Below are 17,755 nucleotides of genomic sequence, written 5' to 3'. Positions count from 1 at the left end.
AGTACCGGGCCTCGACCAGGTGGGAGTGACAAGTGTGGCGGGATTTGGGTGACCCGATGGACTCGCCGATCACGGCGGCGGCGCGTGCGCTCGCAGCGGGTGATCCGCTTGGCGCGCTCGACCGCGTCGCGTTGCGCGACGACGCGCCCGCGCTCGCGCTTCGCGGCATCGCCATGGCACAGCTTGGCGATTTCGTTCGAGCGAGGGCGCTCGTGCGAAGCGCGGCGCGCGCCTTCGGTCCTGACGATGCGGTGGCCCGCGCGAGATGTGTCGTCGCGGAGGCCGAGATTGCGCTCGCCTCTCGCGATCTGGCTTGGCCCACGAAGACGCTCGACGCCGCGAGAGCGACGCTCGACGCTCATGGCGACCGCGTGAACGCCGCGCATGCGCGCTATCTCGAAGTCCGGCGCCTGCTTTTCTTCGGACGCCTCGAAGCGGCCGAACAGGCGCTCGAGGCGTTCTCCCCCACGCTGTTGCCGCCCGCCTTGAAGGCCGCCCACGAGCTGGTCGTCGCGGGTGTCGCGCTGCGCCGCCTGCGCACCAGGACCGCACGCAGCGCGCTCGCGAGAGCCGGACGCGCCGCGCGCGATGCGGGCATCCCGGCGCTGATGGCGGAGGTCGAAAGCGCGTCGCTCGTGCTGAGCACGCCGGCTGCGCGTCTGCTCGCGCGTGGCGGCGAGCGCCTCCTGCTGCTTGACGAAGTCGAGGCGTTGCTGGCGTCGAAGGCGCTCGTCGTGGATGCGTGCCGTCATGTCGTGCGCGACGCGGGCACGGTGGTTTCGCTCGCGAGCCGTCCGGTGCTGTTCGCGCTTGCTCGCACGCTCGCAGAAGCGTGGCCCGACGATGTGCCGAGGGGCGTGCTCGTCGCGCGTGCGTTCCGGGCAAAGCGCGCCGACGAGTCGCATCGCGCGCGGCTGCGAGTCGAGATCGGCCGGCTTCGCGCGGCGCTCGGCACGCTGGCCGGCGTGAGCGCGACGAAGCGCGGCTTCGCACTGACGCCGCGCCGCGCCGGCGAGGTCGTCGTGCTGGCGCGGCCCGTCGAAGGCGAGCATGCCCAGGTGTTCGCATTTCTCGCGGACGGCGAGTCGTGGTCGAGCTCGGCGCTTGCGCTGGTGCTCGGCGCGAGCCAGCGCACCGTGCAACGTGCACTCGATTCGCTGGCGGCTGCGGGCAAGGTGCAATCGTTCGGGCGTGGCCGGGCGCGTCGCTGGATAACCCCGCCCATGCCGGGATTCGCAACGGCTTTATTACTCCTCCCTCCACTACCCAATGATTAGGATGGCGACATGAATCGATCAGCGGCCAGAATCATTCGTGAATATGGACCCTTTCCGGGTGTCGATAAAGTACATGGGGTGACGTATGACGGCCGGCAGGTGTGGATTGCCGTCGGCGACAGTCTGAACGCGTTCGATACGGCCAGTGGCAAACCGCTGCGCTCGATCGACGTCGCCGCCGATGCGGGCACGGCCTTCGACGGCACGCACCTGTTTCAGATCGCCGGCGGCCGCATCCGCAAGATCGATCCGCAGAGCGGTCAAGTGCTCGCGACGATCCCGGCGCCGGGCGGCGGTGGCGACTCGGGGCTCACCTGGGCGGAGGGGACGCTGTGGGTGGGGCAATATCCGGAGCGGAAGATTTATCAGATCGATCCCGAAACCGGTGCGGTGCTGCGCACGATCGAATCCAATCGCTTCGTCACCGGCGTCACGTGGGTCGACGCAGAGTTGTGGCATGGCACTTGGGAAGACGACGCCAGCGAGTTGAGGCGCATCGATCCTCGCACGGGACAGGTGCTGGAAAGCGTCGAGATGCCGGCCGGCATGAGCGTGTCGGGACTCGAGTCCGATGGCGCGGATCGCTTCTTCTGCGGAGGCGGCGGCAGCGGAAAAGTGAGAGCCGTCCGGCGGCCACGACGAGGTGACGAAGACGGCAGCGGGACCGAGGTGCCGGCCGATTCGACGAGCGAATGATCGGCAGGTTGACGTTGTTCAGCGTCAGGTTCGCATCCGACGTGGTGACCGCCACGTTGCTCGGCGAATCGATACGAACCGGCTTTGCACTCGAATCTTCATTCGCCGACGAGATGTTGCAATGAAACAATCTGGTATCTTGAGGCCGGAGAAGCATAAGAGTTGAGCGACGGCAACGAACTCGCATGCGGGCGTGGACAAGGGGGGCGAGCGGCGCGTCATTCGGCTTGCTTTCAGCTCTGTTGGCAAGGCAAAGAGCCCGTGAACCAGATGACAAATATCGCTCGCCGCACGAGGATTGTCGGCCGGCCGGAGCGCTGCCACGCGAACGCGCGCGAGGACCGCAGTCCGCTCGAGCAAGGTTGATGAGAGAAGGCTAACGATGCCCAAACACGACCCAGCGCTTCATCGTATTCAGAGAACCCCGATGACGCGGGCTCGCCGGCGGTTTCTCATCATCTGGGCGATCGTGCTGGTGACCGTGCTTGGCTGGGCGCTGGTGACGGCGCTCAGGCCGGTGCTTCAGCGCACGATCGTCATCACGACCGGCGCCGACGGCGGCATCTATCGGGGCTTTGCGGAACGCTACGCACCGATTCTGAAGCGCGCAGGTATCAAGCTCGATATCCGCAGTTCTTCCGGCTCGGTCCAAAATTATCAGCGGCTGACGAATCCAGACAGCGAATACGAAGTGGGCTTCATCCAGTCGGGCACGATCAGGCCCAAGGAAACCGATAACCTTCAGACTATCGCCGCCGTCTCATACGAACCGATCTGGGTGTTCTACCGCGGCGACGCCGTCATCAATCGGCTGGCCCAATTGCGCGGCAAGAAAGTCGGCATAGGCGTTCCCGGTAGCGGCTTGCTCAACGTCTCGCTCGTCTTACTCGGCTATAGCGGTGTCACCCGCGACAACAGCACGCTGCTGGAGCTCGACGCGCTCAACGCCTATCAACGCCTCGAAAGTGGCGAACTGGACGCCGCATTTTTTATCGGCCGCCCCGACGCTGCGATACAAACGAAGCTATTAAACAGCGATCTGAAGCTGATGAGTTTCGCCCAGGCCGAGGCCCTGGTGCAGAAATTCCCGTCGCTCTCGAAGATCATTTATCCGCGCGCCTCGACGAGTATCGTCAACGATCTGCCGCGGACCGATGTCACTTTGCTGGCCGCCACGGCGCTGCTCGTCTCCAGGGACACCTTGCACCCGGCGCTCGTTTATCTGCTGCTGGATGCGGCCAAAACGGTCCACGGCGGCGAAGATTACTTCACGCCGCTCGGCACGTTCCCCAATCTTCGTACCGAGGAATTTCCCGTTTCGGACGAAAGCACGCGCTACTTCAAATCCGGTCGCCCATTTCTTCAGCGCTACCTTCCGTTCTGGCTGGCAAGTCTGATCGAACGACGCTTCCTGATTTTGCTGCCCTTCATGGCGCTGTTGATCGGCTTGCTGCAGGCGTTGCCGCGCATGGTGGAGGCGCGGATAAAAAAGCGGCTGGTGGTCTGGTATCGGGAAATCAAATCGCTGGAAGACGAAACCTGGAAAAACACGCAGCCGACTCGCGCCCAGATCGCGAAATGGCGCGACGAGATTGAGAACATCGATGCGCATGCGAGCCTGATACGGATTCCGCATCGTTATTTCCAGGACGTTTATGCGCTGAAGCAGGCGATCGGTGTAGTGCGGGACCGGATTGCTCAAGTGGCGACTAAGATAAAGGCGTAGCGGAGCCGTTGAAAGAGCGTGATTGGGAAGCTGCATGGCGTTGCCGGGGGCAGGGTGTTTGCCCGCCAGTCGATATATCCATGCGCTATGGTGCGCATATCGTGCGGCAAGTTTGGAGACACGCGATTTCTTGCCGCGCCACCCGAAATACATGCGAGCATGAGCGCTGATGAAATTCAGCCATACATGCTGCCGGCGCCACGTGTAAGGTAGTCGTACGGCAGCCTGGGCAACGGACAGGAAAAGACGATTTGGCCGCCGCTTGCATCGTTCATGCGGCAATACTCGACAGCGAGCAGTTCGCAGATCAATGGAGCATGAATAGATGAGCGACAGATTGCAGGCGTCCGTATGCGTTGTCGTACTGCTGTTGATTGTCGGCTGGGTGCTCTACATTGGGCGCGCCGTATTCGTTCCTATCGTGCTTGGCATCATCGCGGTTTATGTGATCGTCGGTTTCACCCGATTGCTGGAGCGCATTCCTGTCGTTGGAGCGAGGATGCCGACGCAGTTGCGTTATGCGTTGTCCGTGTTCGTAATCGCGGCTGGAATATTTCTCGCTGTCGACATGCTCGTCGCGAACTACGACGGCCTCATCGCGCTGGCGCCGCGCTATCAGGAATCCGTTCTCGCGCTGATCCAGAAGGTCGCCGTCCTGCTGCATGTGGAGAGCGAGCCCACCTGGGATTCGTTGCGGCGCGACATGCTTGCCCAGTTCAACGTTCAGGCGCTCGTCGCAAGCATGCTGGCTTCGCTGTCGTCGATGATCGTCAATATCTTTGTGGTGGTTCTGTACGCCAGCTTTCTGCTCATCGAGCAGCGGACGTTCAGCGAAAAACTGACGAACATGGCCGCGAATTCGAGCAACGCCGAACGTATCAAAAGCGTCGTCACCGACATCAACCGGCGCATTGGCGCTTATCTCGCGTTGAAAACGCTGCTAGGCGTGGTGCTCGGTGGCATAAGCTGGGGTGCGATGCGCAGCGTCGGCCTCGAATTCGCCGGACTGTGGGCCGTACTGATTGCGCTGCTCAACTATGTGCCCTATATCGGCTCGGTGCTGAGCATCGTCTTTCCGACGCTCATGTCGGTGCTGCAGTTTGGCGAGGTCAACGAGGTGCTCATCGTGCTGGTGTCGCTGAGCGCGATTCAATTCGTGATCGGCAACATCCTGGACCCGTATCTGATGGGCAACTCACTGAACCTGAGCCCGTTTGCGATCCTCGCCAGCATGGCGGTGTGGTCGGCGATCTGGGGTGTATCCGGCGCATTCCTCGCCGTGCCGATCACCGTCATCGTGATCATTATTTTCTCGGAGTTCGAGATGACGAGGCCGGTCGCGATCCTGCTGTCGAAGAACGGCAGGCTGACTTACGGTGGAAGTTCGCCGGCGGTCTGAGGCGCAGAGGGAGAATCCGTTTCCAGTTTCAGCGGCCGGCAGACGAACCATTGCCCGCTCCCGCTATTTCGACCACGGAACGCGCAGCCGCAGCCCCATAGCGTCCTATAGCGGAACCGATTGGTCAATAGAGAAGTGTGCTCTGTTGAACAATAGCCATTCCCGTCCGATACTCGGAACATCGTCCCCACGCTCACAAAACTCATGGCAACGTGGACTATGGGAGCAGACCGATTTGCGACCCGCCTTTCCCGGCTCGCGTGCGGGACCGCGCAATGCTGGGGAATTCCACCGCCGTCGAAGCTTGCGGGAAAGACCCCCGAAAGGGCCGCCGAAGCACGCACGAGACTGAAGGAGCCCTGAAATGGCGCACGACGATCTGGCGGTACTCGTGGGCGTCGGGATTCTCGCGCTGGCTTGTCTGTTCGTATGCGGATTGTATGTGTACCGGAGCAGCGATACCTGCCGCAACCGCAACCGCAAACGCCGATCCGAAACGCACGCAAGCGGCGCTCAGGCGAGCGGGTCGAACCGGGAATCGTTTTCGGACGAGGCGATGATGGGCACGCAACTGAGCCATTGCTGCAAAACCTCACTCTATCGGGCCGTGTTCGGCAGCGGCCACGATGAGCGGATCGTATTCCTGATCGCCGGCAACCGCGACGACGCCCGAAAGCGCGCGACCATCGCGCTGGCCGCGATTCATGGCGTCGCCACCCACGAGGTGTCTCTGTGCAAGCTGGCCTCGTTTCGCGAGCTGATCGACATCGGCGTCAGCGAGGATGAAGACCTGCGCGTGTTCGAAATGGCCTGGAAGGGTGAAAATGTCAGTGCATGGGCCGAGCATCCGCTTTTCCTGACCGACGACTCGTCCTTGCTGGGCAAGTGGGCCGAGCTATACGCGGACCTTGCGCGGGAGCTGGCTACCAGCGCGATCGACCGCGCACGAGGTTGACGAGCGCGTATGAAAACCGGACCTAGGTAGTCCGCGAAATCGTCCAGCGTGTGAAGTCCGCCATGGCGTTGCAGATGGGCGACGATGTCGGCCGCCATGTCGCCGCGATAGAACGCATCCCGGCCACCCTCGGCGATCGCGCGCAGCGTGTTCGCAAGAAGCGGCTGGCGAGTGGTGCCGGGCAGCGGTGCGTTACCGTCGACCAGCATCGCCGCGCGAGCATTGGGGTCCCGGCCAAGCAGTTGCGCTTCATTGCGCGAGTCCAACGCGGTGCGCGGTGCGACGGCGCAACCGTGGTCGGCTAGCGGATAGCGGGCGCCAGTTCTTCGCCGAGGGAGCGGCGGCCATGGTCGCGATGCAGTACGCCGATCCCGCTGACGAGCGTGGTGTTTTTCAGCATCGCGTTGAATTCGTTGCGCATCGGTAGAGGGTAAACCGCCATGCGGTGAGCAGTAGTCAGGCGTGTTCGGGAAACCATGAGGTGCCTTGTCGGCCACCTCTCTGCAGGCGTGTGCGGGGTTGCGCCAGAGGCGACGGCCATGCCGTTCAAAGGCATGACCGCGGTGCTCATTCGGAAGAAGTTCTTTCAGGTGCAGGGCGGGTCTTCGCCGCTAGCTCTGTCTATCGGAACCGCTCGGGACGGAACGGACGCACATCGATGAACGGCGCCGCGCCGGTCATCATCTCCGCCAGCAAACGTCCGCTGACGGGGCCGAGCGTCAAGCCGTGATGATTGTGTCCGAACGCGAACCACAAACCTCGGTGCCTGGGCGCGCGCCCGATCACAGGCCGCATGTCGGGCGTGCAAGGACGCAGCCCGAGCCACGGCGCGTCGTCCAGGCGCTCGCCCAAGCCGAAGGCCGGTTTGGCGATGCGTTCGGCGCGTTCTAGCTGGATCGCCGTGGGTGCGGCTTCACGCCGCGCAATTTCGACGCCGGTGGTGAGCCGCAAGCCGCCACGCATGGGCGCAATCACGTAGCCTTCTTCCGTGTCGACCACGGGGACGGACAGGACCGTCCCCGTAGGACGATAGTGCATGTGATAGCCACGCTTCGCGCGCAACGGAATGTGATAGCCGAGCGGGGCGAACACCGTGTCCGACCACGGTCCGAGCGCGACCACCACTTCCTTCGCGCTGATTTCTCCGCTGTTGGTTTGAACGGCCCACGCGGCGCCGCGTACGCGCAGCGTGGTAGCGTCACCGTTCAGCAGCGTGCCGCCGGCCTGTTCGAATAGACGCGCATAGCCTTTCGTCAGCGCGCCCGGATCGGAGATGCTCTTCGGATCCTGCCAATGCAACGCTCCGCAAAATCCTGCGCCGATGCCCGGCTCTTTCGCGCGCAATGCAGGCGCATCGAGGGGCTGCACGCGCAGACCGTGTTCGCGCACGGCGGATTCGGCCACCTTCGTCTGATGGCCCAACTCGCTTTGCGTGCGAAATGCTTCGATCCACCCGCCGTCGTGCGCGAGTCGCCCAAGACCCGCGCGCGCGATCAACGCATCGTGCTCGGTGACGCTCGCCCGGATCAACGGCAACATATCGCGCGCCGCCACCGCCAGCCGTTCGGGTGACGACTCCCACCAGAAACGCCCGAGCCATGCGGCGAATGCGGGAAGCGCGCGGTAGTCCCAGTAAAGGTCGGTCGATTGATTGCGCGCGTAGCGCAGCAATGTGCGCAGACGGCGGGGAAAGCCGTACGGCACGATCGACGAACTCTCGATCAGGCCCGCGTTGCCGAAACTGGTTTCCTCACCGGGCCCGCGCCGGTCGACCAGCGCGACGCTGCGTCCGCGATCCTGCAGATGCAGGGCGGACGACACGCCGACGATGCCGGCACCCAATACGATTACATCGAAATCCATAGACTGGCTCTGTTCCCCGCGCCGGTTCGCGCGGGAGGGGCCTGCTGCTCGCAGGCCGGGAGGCGCTTATTTAACGAGTTATTTCGCAACGATGTCGCGCTTGAAATACTTGACCGACAAATTGCTCAGCGTGCCGTCTTTCTTCAGTGCGTCGAGCGCGGCGTTGACTTTGCTCTCCAGCGCCTTGTCGCCTTTGCGCAACCCGAAGCCGGTGCCTTCACCGAGTGTCGCCGGGTCTTTCAGCGGCTCGCCGACGATCATATAGTCACGCCCGGCCGGCTTGTCGAGAAATCCATCCTGAGCCGTCTGCGCTTCCTGCACCGCGGCGTCGAGGCGACCCGCGGTGAGATCGCTATACACCTGATCCTGGTCCTGATACGACACGATCGACACCCCCGCGTTCGCCCAGTGCTGCTTCAGGAAGTCCTCCTGCGACGACCCTTGCAGGACGCCCACGCGCTTGCCTTGCAAGCTCTTGACGTTGGGCAGCAACGGCGAGCCGTGCTTGACCACCATCACGATCGGCACGACGTAGATCGGCGGCGTGAAATCGATGCTTTGCTTGCGCTTCGCGGTGATGTTCATCGCCGAGTTGATGACGTCGAACTTGCGCGCCTGCAACGCTGGAATCAGACCGTCGAACGAGTTCTCCACCCACACGCACTTCACGCCCATCTTTGCGCAGACCGCATTGCCGACATCGACGTCGAAGCCTTGCAACTGACCGGTCGGCGACTTGCTCTCGAACGGCGGATACGCTGCCTCGATGCCGAAACGCAAAGTGCCGGCGGTTTCGGCGTTGGCTGCGCCGGCCACGCTGACCAGGGCGGCAGCAAGGCAAACGGAAAGCGAGAGCTTGAGAATCATGATGGGTCCAGGCGTAGGTGGGATCGCTAGAAAGGGGCCAAATGAAACAGCATTGAGCTTGCCGCGGAGCCATCGTATGGTCGCTGCCTTGTCGCTGTTCTGGAACATGAGTCTATTCTGGACGGTGATAATTGCAAGGCATTTCAAAAAAAATAATCCAGATTGGACTTTAAATTTAGAATCGAGCCATGCCGGACCTTTGGCACCGACCTGGAGAGCAGACACATGAACCACAGCGAAACGACAACCCCGCTCATCGTCCACGAGGAGGCGGTGCGCAACGCGCTGCCCGAACTGGACGTACGCCGTGCCTTGACTGAGATGTTTCGCGCACTGCACGGCGAGCAGGCAGTGCAGCCGCCGCAAAGCCTCACGCTGTTTCCCGCGAACGCGGGCGATTTCATCACGTACCTTGGCGCGATTGCCGACGCGAAGGTATTCGGCGCGAAGATGTCGCCGTACATCGTCACGGGCGCGAAGCCGATCATCACCGCATGGACCGCGCTGATGTCGATGGAAACCGGCCAACCGTTGATGTGGTGCGATGCCGGTCTGCTGACGACTGAGCGCACGGCAGGCGCCACTGCGCTTGCCGTCGAGCATCTCGCGGAGCCTCACGCCCGCCGGCTGGCTATTGTTGGCACCGGCGCGGTGGGACAGGCGCATCTGCGCCACATTGCGCCGTTGCGTGCGTGGGATTCGATCCACGTTTTCTCGCCGAATCTGCAGGGCAACGCCGCACAGCGTGCCGCCGTCACCGCGCTGGACCCTCGCGCGAGCGTGAGCGCGACGCTCGAAGACTGCGTCTGCGATGCGGACGTGGTGGTCTTGTGCACCTCGTCGGGCGCGCCGGTGCTGGCTGAAGGCATGCTGACGAAGCCGGCGCTGATCACGTCGATCAGCACCAACGTCGCCAACGCGCATGAGATTGCGCCTGCGTGGTTGCCGCAGATGGACGTGTATTGCGACTACCGCCGCACCACGCCCGCGAGTGCCGGTGAAATGAAGCTGGCGGCCGAATTGCACGGATGGTCGCCGCACAACATCGTAGGTGACCTGCCCGAGCTGGCGAGCGGCAAAGCGGCTAAGCCGTCGTACCAGCGGCACGCGTTCTTTCGTTCGATCGGGCTCGGACTGGAAGATGTGGCGATCGCGTATGAGCTGTTTCGATATCTGAGCGCGCGGCACCCCGTGGCAAAATAGTACGGACCAACAGGGGCGGGGGGGGGGGGGGGGGGGGCACGCGCCCCCCCCCCCCCCCCCCCCCCCCCCCCCCGCCCCAGGAACCTCCCGACCTTCATGCGAAAGACAAAATCCACCCCGGCTCGCCGACAGTTGCTCGAACGCTATAGCCGCGTCGCCGACGGTATCGCGCTGCTGTTTTTTCCCTACGTCGAAATCGTCATTCACGACCTTCACAGCCAGACCATCGCGTACATCGCCAACAATCTGTCGAAGCGGGAGTTGGGTGACGACTCGGCGCTGGAAGAGATCGATCACGTCGCGCAGCCCGGCACGATCGGTCCGTACGAGAAGATCAATTGGGACGGCCGGCGCATGCGTTGCGTCAGCACGGTGTTGCTCGATGACGAGGGCGTCGCTTCGGGCGTGATGTGCGTGAACTACAACATTGCCGTGTTCGAAGAAGTGAAGCACGTGATCGACCTCGTGATTTCGGGCGTCGGCGTGGTGAAGCAGCCGGAGGAACTGTTCAAGGACGACTGGCAGGAACGGATCAACACATTCCTCCATGGCTGGCTTCAGGAGCGCCAGTTGGCGCTCAATTCGCTGACACGCGATCATCGGCGCGAACTCGTCGCCGCGCTGTGGGAGGAGGGCGCATTCAAGGGCAAGAGCGCGGCGAACTACGTCGCGAACGTCTTGGGGATGGGACGCGCGACCGTCTATCAGCACATCAGGGATCTGCGCGACGCGGCGCAGTAGCGTCGGCCTGTTCCGCCGGTGCCGGTTCATGGCTCGCGCAAATGGGGCGGTGATGGGTCGGCGATTGGGCGGCGATGGGTCGGCGATTGGGCGCAGCGGCGCTGCGATCGGCAACGTACCGCTGCACCCAATACTTTTCACCAGAGGCTATGCCACGATTGTGGCGGCCATCACAAGGCCGCAACCCGCAATCCGACCCATTACGAGAGGTGATGAACCTCCTGCAATCCGAACACCGGCGTCGCGATACCTTCCATCCGGGCCTTCAGTTGCAGTGACAGGTACTGCGAGTAGTGGCGCGACTGATGCAGATTGCCGCCGTGGAACCAGAGCGCCGTCTGCTGCGTCGGTTTCCACATGTTGCGCTGCTCGCCTTCCCATGGCCCCGGGTCTTTGGTCGTGTTCGAACCGAGTCCCCACACCTTGCCCACCTTGTCGGCGACTTCGCGCGAGATGAGGTCGGCGGCCCAGCCGTTCATCGAGCCATATCCGGTGGCGTACACCACCACGTCCGCTTCGAGTTCGCTGCCGTCGCTGAGCAGCACCGAGTGTTCCTTCAATTCCACCACGTCGACGCCGCTTTTCAGTTTGATCTGGCCATTGGCCACCAGATCCGACGCGCCGACGTCGATGTAATATCCCGAGCCGCGCCGCAGATACTTCATGAAGAGCCCGGAATCGTCATCACCGAAATCGAGCATGAAGCCGCTCTTTTCAAGTCGATCGTAGAACTCGGCATCGCGTTGCCTGATCGCGTTGAACACCGGGATCTGGAATTCGTGGAGTATCGCGTACGGAATCGAGGCGAAGGTCAGATCGGCTTTCGGCGTCGTCATGCCGGCCGCCACGGCGCGCTCCGAATACAGGTCGCCCAGCGCCAGTTCCATTAGCGAGTCCGACTTGACGATGTGGGTGGACGAACGTTGCACCATCGTGACGTCGACACCCGCTTCCCACAGCGCTGCGCAAATGTCGTGCGCCGAATTATTCGCGCCGATCACGACGACTTTCTTGCCGCGATACCCGTCCGGCCCGGGATGTTTGGACGAATGATGCTGCTCGCCCTTGAACACGTCCATGCCCTTGAAGTTCGGCACGTTCGGCTTGCCCGACATGCCGGTGGCGAGCACGAGCTGCTTGGGCCGCAACGTGATGGCACGACCGTCGCGCTCGACTTCCACGATCCATTCGCCTTTCGCTTCGTCATAACGGGCGGACTTGCAGATGGTCGACCCCCAGTAGTTCAACTCCATCACCTTTGTGTACATCTCGAGCCAGTCGCCGATCTTGTCCTTCGGCGTGAAGACCGGCCAGTTGTCGGGGAAGGGCAGATACGGCATATGGTCGTACCAGACCGGATCATGCAGGCAAAGCGTCTTGTAGCGCTTGCGCCAGGCGTCGCCGGGTCTTTCGTTCTTGTCGACGATGATGGTCGGCACGCCGAGCTGCCGCAGTCTCGCCCCCAGCCCGATTCCGCCTTGCCCGCCGCCGACGATCAGACAGTAGGGCTGCGACGAGTGGCCGAGCGCGTCGAGCTCGGCCTCGCGATTTTCCTTCCAGCTGGTGCGCTCGGGACGCGCGCCGTGCTCGGCGCCCATCGGCCGCTTCGGTCCTTTGCGTTCTTCGTGGCCCTTGAGCTCGGCCATCGTCGTGAGCAGGGTCCAGATCCGGCCGTCCTTCAGCCGAATGAAGCCGCTGCCGCGCGCCACTTCGGTTTCGAACGTGATCCAGCCTTGGGTCACGCCATTCGCATCGGTTTGCGGCTCGGGCTCGCTTTCGGCGAGCTTCAGCTTCGACGGTTTGATCGCGCCGAGCTGCGCATTCAGCATCGCGGCGATCTGCTCGCGGCCTTCCATGGTCTTGATGTTCCAGGTGAACGCGACCAGATCGCGCCAGTAGCAATTGGGTTGGAACAGTTCGACGGCCGCTGCCGTATCGCCGCGTTTCAGCGCGGCTTCGAGCGATTCCAGAACGCTGGAGATGGGCCGGTTGGCGTTGTTTTCAGACATGGTTGCTCCTCCATACAATACGGATATCTAACTTCGATGGACAGGCGGGTTCTGCGCCCGCTAAGGGAATCGTTGCGGCGTTGCTAACACTTGTGCGGCGGCAGGATGCCGAGCTTGGCAATGCGCCGGTACAGCGTCGCGCGTGACATGCCCAGCGCTTGCGCGGCTTGCTCCGCGCGCCACTTCGCATCGCCCAAGGCCGCGACGATGCGGTTGCGTTCGAGCGCGTCGCTTTCGGACATGGCGGAAGGCGGCGCGGGCGTGGCCGGTGATGCGGCGGCGCCGCGCGGCGGCGGTGCCGGCCGCTTCGGCATACGCGCGACGGGCGGCGGCCGCACGCGTGCATACAGCGTGGAACCGGTGTCGTTCAATCTGAGCGAGACGAGGCCGCGGCTCGCCTTGGCGTCGAACAGACGCTCCGCCGGGACGTCGAAAAGCTCGGTGACGTGGCGCGGCAACCGCGTGAGGGCCGGCACGCATTCGCGCGCGCGCCGGTTCGCGGCGATCGCGTTGCCGCACGCGTCGATCGCAATCAGGATTTCCGGCTGCGCCTCGACGTAGTGGCGATTGCGGTGCGCGAGCAGCACCCAGCAATCGGTGGCCGCATTGAGGAAGTACGCGTCCTCGATCAACAGCGCGCTTTGCCGCACGATGTGATTGACGAGCCGCTGGCTCTCGCGCTCGTCGGGCGAGCGTACCGCCGACGCATCCAGCACGCCGAGCAATTCGCCGTGCAAGCCGAAGATTGGCGAGGCGCTGCAAGTCAGCGTGGTGAACGCCGCGCGAAAGTGATCCGTCCTGTGAACGGTGATCGGTTCCGCGTCGAGCAGCACGGAGGCGACGCCGCACGTGCCTTCTTCGCTCTCCGACCAGCACGAACCGAGATAGAGGCCCGCGCGCTTGAAGTCGTGGCGACGATCGCGATCGACACGATAGTCGATGGTCACGCCTTGCGCGTCGGTGAGCATCACGCAGTAGTCGGCTTCGCGCACCATTTCATGCAGCCGCGACAGACACTGGCCCGAGGCTCGAAGGAAAGTTTCTTCGCGATGCTGCACATCGCGCAATTCGGGAACCGTGAGCACGCGTGGACCGGCGGCTGCGCCGGGGTCGAGATGGTATTGCTCGAGCGATCGCCGATACGACGACGCGAGCCGTTTGCCGTCGGCGCCGGGCCGCACCGTCCGCCCTTCGATGACGTTGCAGATGCGGTCGATATGCTGGGTCGACGGAACATACGGCATCACGAACCTCCGGGCGAATTCAGCGCGAGCAAGGGTGCAGAAGGCATTGTGCGCCACTTGTGGCGCCATATGTCTGCGCTGCTGAAACGTACAGACGTTTTTTAGCACGCGTGCCGCGAGAGATCACACTGCAGTGCACCATGGCCGTGTGTGAGATTTTTTTCTCAACGATTCATTCGCGCCGCGCCCTTGAATCGGGCGGCTGCGTCTCCCGAAGCGCCTCGGGCCAGATCACTGGAAGCGCGAATAGCGCGGTCGTGCATCACGATGCAGCGATTGGAGTACGCGGCGGGGCGGATGAGGGTCGCGCCTTCGCGACGCATCTACTGAGAATGACCGGCCGCAGTGTCAGCAACAAACTCATCGGCGAACGCGACGCGTCGATCGCAGGATTTGCTTAAGGTGGAGACGCATGGCGGCGATACAGGTCATGGTGGGCCGGCGCGCCCGGTCAGTTGCCAAGAATGTGAGCCGGCCAGCGCATGCAAAGCGAGCCGGATCAGCTTCAAACGCGAGCCGCTACACCTGGCGGCGTCGCCGGTCTGATTCGAACGTTCGTGTCGCGGTTGGGTGGCAGGCTCACGGACAGGATGAAGTGGTGCAAGCCGATGCACTATGTGACCAGCGTGGCGCGCGTGCTGCTGCTTGACCCGCCTTCGTCCTAATGCTTCGGATTCCGATACGTCTCTCGATCACATTGAGCGTAACCGTGATCGTCGGTCTTCGCGCAGTGGCCGATCCGACGGATTTCCTTCTTCTCTTCGAGGGGCGAATAACGGAGGAGTGTCGTTGAGCGGCAGCGTGCCCGAGGCGAGCCAGGTCGATCTCGCGATCAACACGGCGGGGGGCGTGCCTGTGTGCAGTCCCTCGATAGCCGGCTTGCGGTGTGCAGTGAAATCATCGGGCGCGGCGGTCAGTAGGCTCATGCAGACGTCTGACCGACGCCACGAGCAAGCTCGCGCCAATCATGAAAGACGGCGAGATCTTCAGGAATACGCCGACTGGCATGACATGAGTGCCGCGCGTTCTCTCTCGCAGATTACAGCCCCGCTGCGTAACAGTGTTGCAACGCATAGGCGGCTTTCCTTATGCCTGAATCGCCGGACGGATAAATACGCGGCCCCGAGATCAAGCCGGCATCGACGGCCTGCTTCAGCGCGAAAGCTGGGCCGCCGGCATCACGCACGGTGGTGAAGCCACGCAGCAACGTACGCTCGGCTTCGGCGCTCGCCGCAAGGTGAACGAAGGCCATGTCGGACTGGAGGATCGCCTGAATGGGCAGTGACGCGAGCAACGAGTGCCAGTGTATGTCGATCATGCCGGGCATCATGACCATGCCGTGGCAGTCGACCACCATCTTGCCCTCGGTCGACGCGGGTTGTGCCCCTGGCCCAATTGACCGATGCTATTGCCCTCGATAACCATGTACAGCCCATCACGCAAGGTCGAGGATTTGCCGTCGAAGAGCCGGAAGTTCGTGAAGACCACCCGCTTCGGGGGGGGCGGGGGGCTAGCGCTTTGCGCGTTGCTGAGGCCGGGCAGAACGAGACTCAAAATTCATCAGGTACAAGAGGAACCTGTCGGTGATCGATGCAGTACTAATAGAAAGGAATGCTTGACTGTTGCAAAAGGGCACCTGGCAAAATTTGCTTGCGATAGCCCAAAAAAAGGGGCTATTCTCATGACACGCAACTGCGTCGACAAATCTCTGGCAATAAGACAGAAAAATTTAACAGTATCGGAGAGCGAGATGGACCGAATGAGTACTCGAGTTGATCCATTCACAAGTATTGGCGGCACTTTCCATCGCGGCTCCGAATGCAGCAGGACATGAACGATTTCATGTGATCGATGCGCTGGGTTGGCCGTCTTTCGAACAACCACAAGCCGTGCAGTAGCGAGTCTGAAATTCAGCATCAAAACTGCGTGTTGAACTTCATGACCGACACCGCCGGGTTCGATCCCTTCACTTGCCGACGGAGAAGCCGAAATGATCGAAGTGTCAATGCGGTGCATGACCAAGCTGCTTGCGGGTTCTGCGCTATCGCTGTGTGCCGTGACGGCCATGGCGGACGATACGCTGAGCCTTTCAGAGAGCCTCTTTGCCCTTGCCGCCCCAGAGATCCAACCCGGCCCGTCCGGTACGCCCAGTCCGTGGCGCTTTTCCGTGGGCGCCGGTGTCGTGAACCTGCCAAAATTTCCAGGCGCGAGCGGCACGAAATGGGAGGTCGTGCCGGCAGTGAGCGTCAGTTACGACCGCTTCTTCATTGGCGCCAATCCGGATGCCGCATCCTTCCTGTCGCTCGGTGCTTACCTGTATCGCGATAATAACTGGCGCGTAGGCGCGGCCATCACTTACGACGTCATAGAGCCGCGTAACGAATCCGACGACTCGCGACTGCATGGCCTCGGCGATGTCAAGCGGACTGCGCACGCCGAGCTATTCGGTGTCTATACCTATCAGTTCGTCACTGCGCGCGCGAGCGTGTTGACCGATATCGCGGGCAACGACCGCGGCACCGTGGTGACTTTTGATGTGCTGGGCAAATACGAGCCGATGCCGGGATTGACGCTCAGCGCCGGACCCGGACTGACGTGGGCGAGCAGCGACTACAACGAAACCTATTTCGGTGTGAACGCGGAGCAGAGTGCCCGCTCTGGTTTGCCGGGCTTTTCGGCCAGTTCCGGGTTGAACCAGTTGCGCTTCTCGGTCGGCGGTATTTATCGGATTGGGAGGCACTGGAATGTCGGCGCCAATGCCGCATTCGCGTGGCTGCGGGGCGACGCAACCGACAGCCCGATCACCGAGAAGACGAGCCAGATATCGTATGGCATCTTCTGCACCTATCTCTTCTGAGTCGGGCGAAGCGTGCTGCCGGTTGTCATGTGAATGCGCGTTGCGCGCAATGCTGTAGCGATCCGGCTCGCCACGCCATGGGGTGAGCCGGGCCGACTTCACTGCCCGTAGACGTCGAAGTCGAAATACTTTTTGGCGATTTTGTCGTAGGTGCCGTCCGCGCGCGTGTCGGCGATCGCCTTGTCGATCTTCTCCTTCAACTCGGCGTCGTCCTTGCGCAAACCGATCGCGGTGCCGCTGCCCAACGTCTTCGCGTCGTAGAGCGCATTGCCGGCGAATGCGAAGTCTTTGCCTCGGGGCGTCCGCAGGAAGCCGACTTCGGCCTGCACGGCGTTCTGCAACGATGCGTCGATACGACCGGCAATCAGATCCGCATAGACGAGATCCTGATCCTGGTACGACACGATGACCGCGCCGGCCGGTTCCCAATACGTCTTTGCATACGTCTCCTGGATCGAGCCCTGCTCGACGCCGATGTGCTTGCCCTTCAGCGCTTCCGGTGTCGGTACGATCGGCGAGCCCTTCTTCGCCACGAGGCGCGTGGGGATGCGGAATACCTTCGACGAGAACGCGATCTGCGCCTGGCGCGCCGGGGTCATCGACATCGTCGAGAGCACGCCGTCGAATTTGCGGCCCTTCAGCGCGGGAATCATGCCGTCGAACGAGTTTTCGACCCACACGCATTTTGCGTTCAGGCGGCGGCAGATCTCGCTGCCCAAGTCGATATCGAAGCCGACGAGCTTGCCATCGGCGGCTTTCGATTCGAACGGTGGATAGCTCGCATCGACGCCGAAGCGCACGGTCGACCACTCCTTCGCGATGGCGCTGCCGGACGATACGGCGAGTAGCGCCATTGTCAGCGTTGCAAGCATGGTTTTCATGTTTTTCCTTTTCATCACTCTTTAAAAACCGCACGAC

General features: G+C 62.5%; 16 protein-coding genes and 1 pseudogene. 9 read left to right on the top strand and 8 right to left on the bottom strand.

All coding sequences use genetic code 11. The annotated features are described in order from the left end of the window. Positions 1–56: 56 nt before the first annotated feature. The 5 genes from HV770_RS11105 (at position 57) to HV770_RS39410 (ending at position 6,053) form a co-directional block, all read left to right on the top strand. Positions 57–1,277 carry a helix-turn-helix domain-containing protein gene (locus HV770_RS11105; RefSeq protein ID WP_175159461.1) on the top strand — a complete coding sequence of 407 codons (1,221 nt, stop codon included), beginning with the start codon at positions 57–59 and terminating at the stop codon, positions 1,275–1,277. 9 nt (positions 1,278–1,286) lie between these two features. Further along, entirely contained in the window at positions 1,287–1,973 is a 687-nt protein-coding gene (locus HV770_RS11100) for a Vgb family protein (RefSeq protein ID WP_175159459.1), read from the top strand. A gap of 427 nt (positions 1,974–2,400) precedes the next feature. Next, positions 2,401–3,699, top strand: a complete 1,299-nt coding sequence (locus HV770_RS11095; RefSeq protein WP_175159457.1) for a TAXI family TRAP transporter solute-binding subunit — start codon at positions 2,401–2,403, stop codon at positions 3,697–3,699. A 325-nt stretch (positions 3,700–4,024) separates the two neighbouring features. After that, entirely contained in the window at positions 4,025–5,098 is a 1,074-nt protein-coding gene (locus HV770_RS11090) for an AI-2E family transporter (RefSeq protein ID WP_121324646.1), read from the top strand. Between the two features lie 364 nt (positions 5,099–5,462). Beyond that, positions 5,463–6,053, top strand: coding sequence for a hypothetical protein (locus tag HV770_RS39410; protein ID WP_175159455.1), 591 nt, complete (start codon positions 5,463–5,465; stop codon positions 6,051–6,053). Between the two features lie 83 nt (positions 6,054–6,136). Here the strand turns inward: HV770_RS39410 and HV770_RS39700 are convergent. The 4 genes and pseudogenes from HV770_RS39700 to HV770_RS11070 form a co-directional block, all read right to left on the bottom strand. Further along, positions 6,137–6,319: pseudogene (locus HV770_RS39700) on the bottom strand (gamma-glutamyltransferase); the annotation flags it as partial. 35 nt (positions 6,320–6,354) lie between these two features. After that, positions 6,355–6,624: a hypothetical protein gene (locus tag HV770_RS38570; protein WP_246290835.1), complete on the bottom strand. Its 270-nt coding sequence runs from the start codon at positions 6,622–6,624 to the stop codon at positions 6,355–6,357. 50 nt (positions 6,625–6,674) lie between these two features. Next, positions 6,675–7,916 carry an NAD(P)/FAD-dependent oxidoreductase gene (locus HV770_RS11075; protein WP_175159453.1) on the bottom strand — a complete coding sequence of 414 codons (1,242 nt, stop codon included), beginning with the start codon at positions 7,914–7,916 and terminating at the stop codon, positions 6,675–6,677. Positions 7,917–7,994: 78 nt separating this feature from the next. Then, positions 7,995–8,783 (bottom strand): ABC transporter substrate-binding protein, encoded by a 789-nt coding sequence (locus HV770_RS11070; protein WP_175159451.1) that lies wholly within the window; start codon positions 8,781–8,783, stop codon positions 7,995–7,997. 225 nt (positions 8,784–9,008) lie between these two features. On the opposite strand from HV770_RS11070, the gene HV770_RS11065 reads away from it, so the two are divergent. Together HV770_RS11065 and HV770_RS11060 are read left to right on the top strand one after the other, a co-directional pair. Beyond that, complete coding sequence (locus HV770_RS11065; protein WP_175159437.1) at positions 9,009–9,986, top strand: ornithine cyclodeaminase family protein; 978 nt, start codon at positions 9,009–9,011, stop codon at positions 9,984–9,986. Between the two features lie 96 nt (positions 9,987–10,082). Beyond that, the gene (locus tag HV770_RS11060; protein ID WP_175159435.1) at positions 10,083–10,727 is read left to right on the top strand and encodes a helix-turn-helix transcriptional regulator; all 645 of its coding nucleotides are present in this window, start codon (positions 10,083–10,085) and stop codon (positions 10,725–10,727) included. Positions 10,728–10,927: 200 nt separating this feature from the next. Here the strand turns inward: HV770_RS11060 and HV770_RS11055 are convergent, their stop codons facing one another. Next, positions 10,928–12,736 (bottom strand): NAD(P)/FAD-dependent oxidoreductase, encoded by a 1,809-nt coding sequence (locus tag HV770_RS11055; RefSeq protein ID WP_175159433.1) that lies wholly within the window; start codon positions 12,734–12,736, stop codon positions 10,928–10,930. A gap of 83 nt (positions 12,737–12,819) precedes the next feature. Next, complete coding sequence (locus tag HV770_RS11050) at positions 12,820–13,980, bottom strand: sigma-54-dependent Fis family transcriptional regulator (protein ID WP_175159430.1); 1,161 nt, start codon at positions 13,978–13,980, stop codon at positions 12,820–12,822. 140 nt (positions 13,981–14,120) lie between these two features. Between HV770_RS11050 and HV770_RS11045 the strand changes: the two genes are divergently transcribed. Beyond that, positions 14,121–14,381 carry a hypothetical protein gene (locus HV770_RS11045; protein ID WP_175159428.1) on the top strand — a complete coding sequence of 87 codons (261 nt, stop codon included), beginning with the start codon at positions 14,121–14,123 and terminating at the stop codon, positions 14,379–14,381. Positions 14,382–15,019: 638 nt separating this feature from the next. Here the strand turns inward: HV770_RS11045 and HV770_RS38565 are convergent. Further along, a complete protein-coding gene (locus tag HV770_RS38565) occupies positions 15,020–15,337 on the bottom strand; it encodes an amidohydrolase family protein (protein WP_246290833.1) in 318 nt (105 codons plus the stop codon). 633 nt (positions 15,338–15,970) lie between these two features. Here HV770_RS38565 and HV770_RS11035 point away from each other — a divergent pair. After that, positions 15,971–16,837, top strand: coding sequence for a MipA/OmpV family protein (locus tag HV770_RS11035; RefSeq protein WP_217468593.1), 867 nt, complete (start codon positions 15,971–15,973; stop codon positions 16,835–16,837). A 98-nt stretch (positions 16,838–16,935) separates the two neighbouring features. Here HV770_RS11035 and HV770_RS11030 read toward each other — a convergent pair whose 3' ends face one another. Beyond that, positions 16,936–17,718 carry an ABC transporter substrate-binding protein gene (locus tag HV770_RS11030; RefSeq protein WP_175159424.1) on the bottom strand — a complete coding sequence of 261 codons (783 nt, stop codon included), beginning with the start codon at positions 17,716–17,718 and terminating at the stop codon, positions 16,936–16,938. Positions 17,719–17,755 lie beyond the last annotated feature (37 nt).

Source organism: Paraburkholderia fynbosensis (genome assembly GCF_902859935.1).
GTDB lineage: Bacteria > Pseudomonadota > Gammaproteobacteria > Burkholderiales > Burkholderiaceae > Paraburkholderia > Paraburkholderia fynbosensis.
Note: the sequence above shows the minus strand (reverse complement) of the source record. Positions and strands in the feature narration are given on the sequence as shown.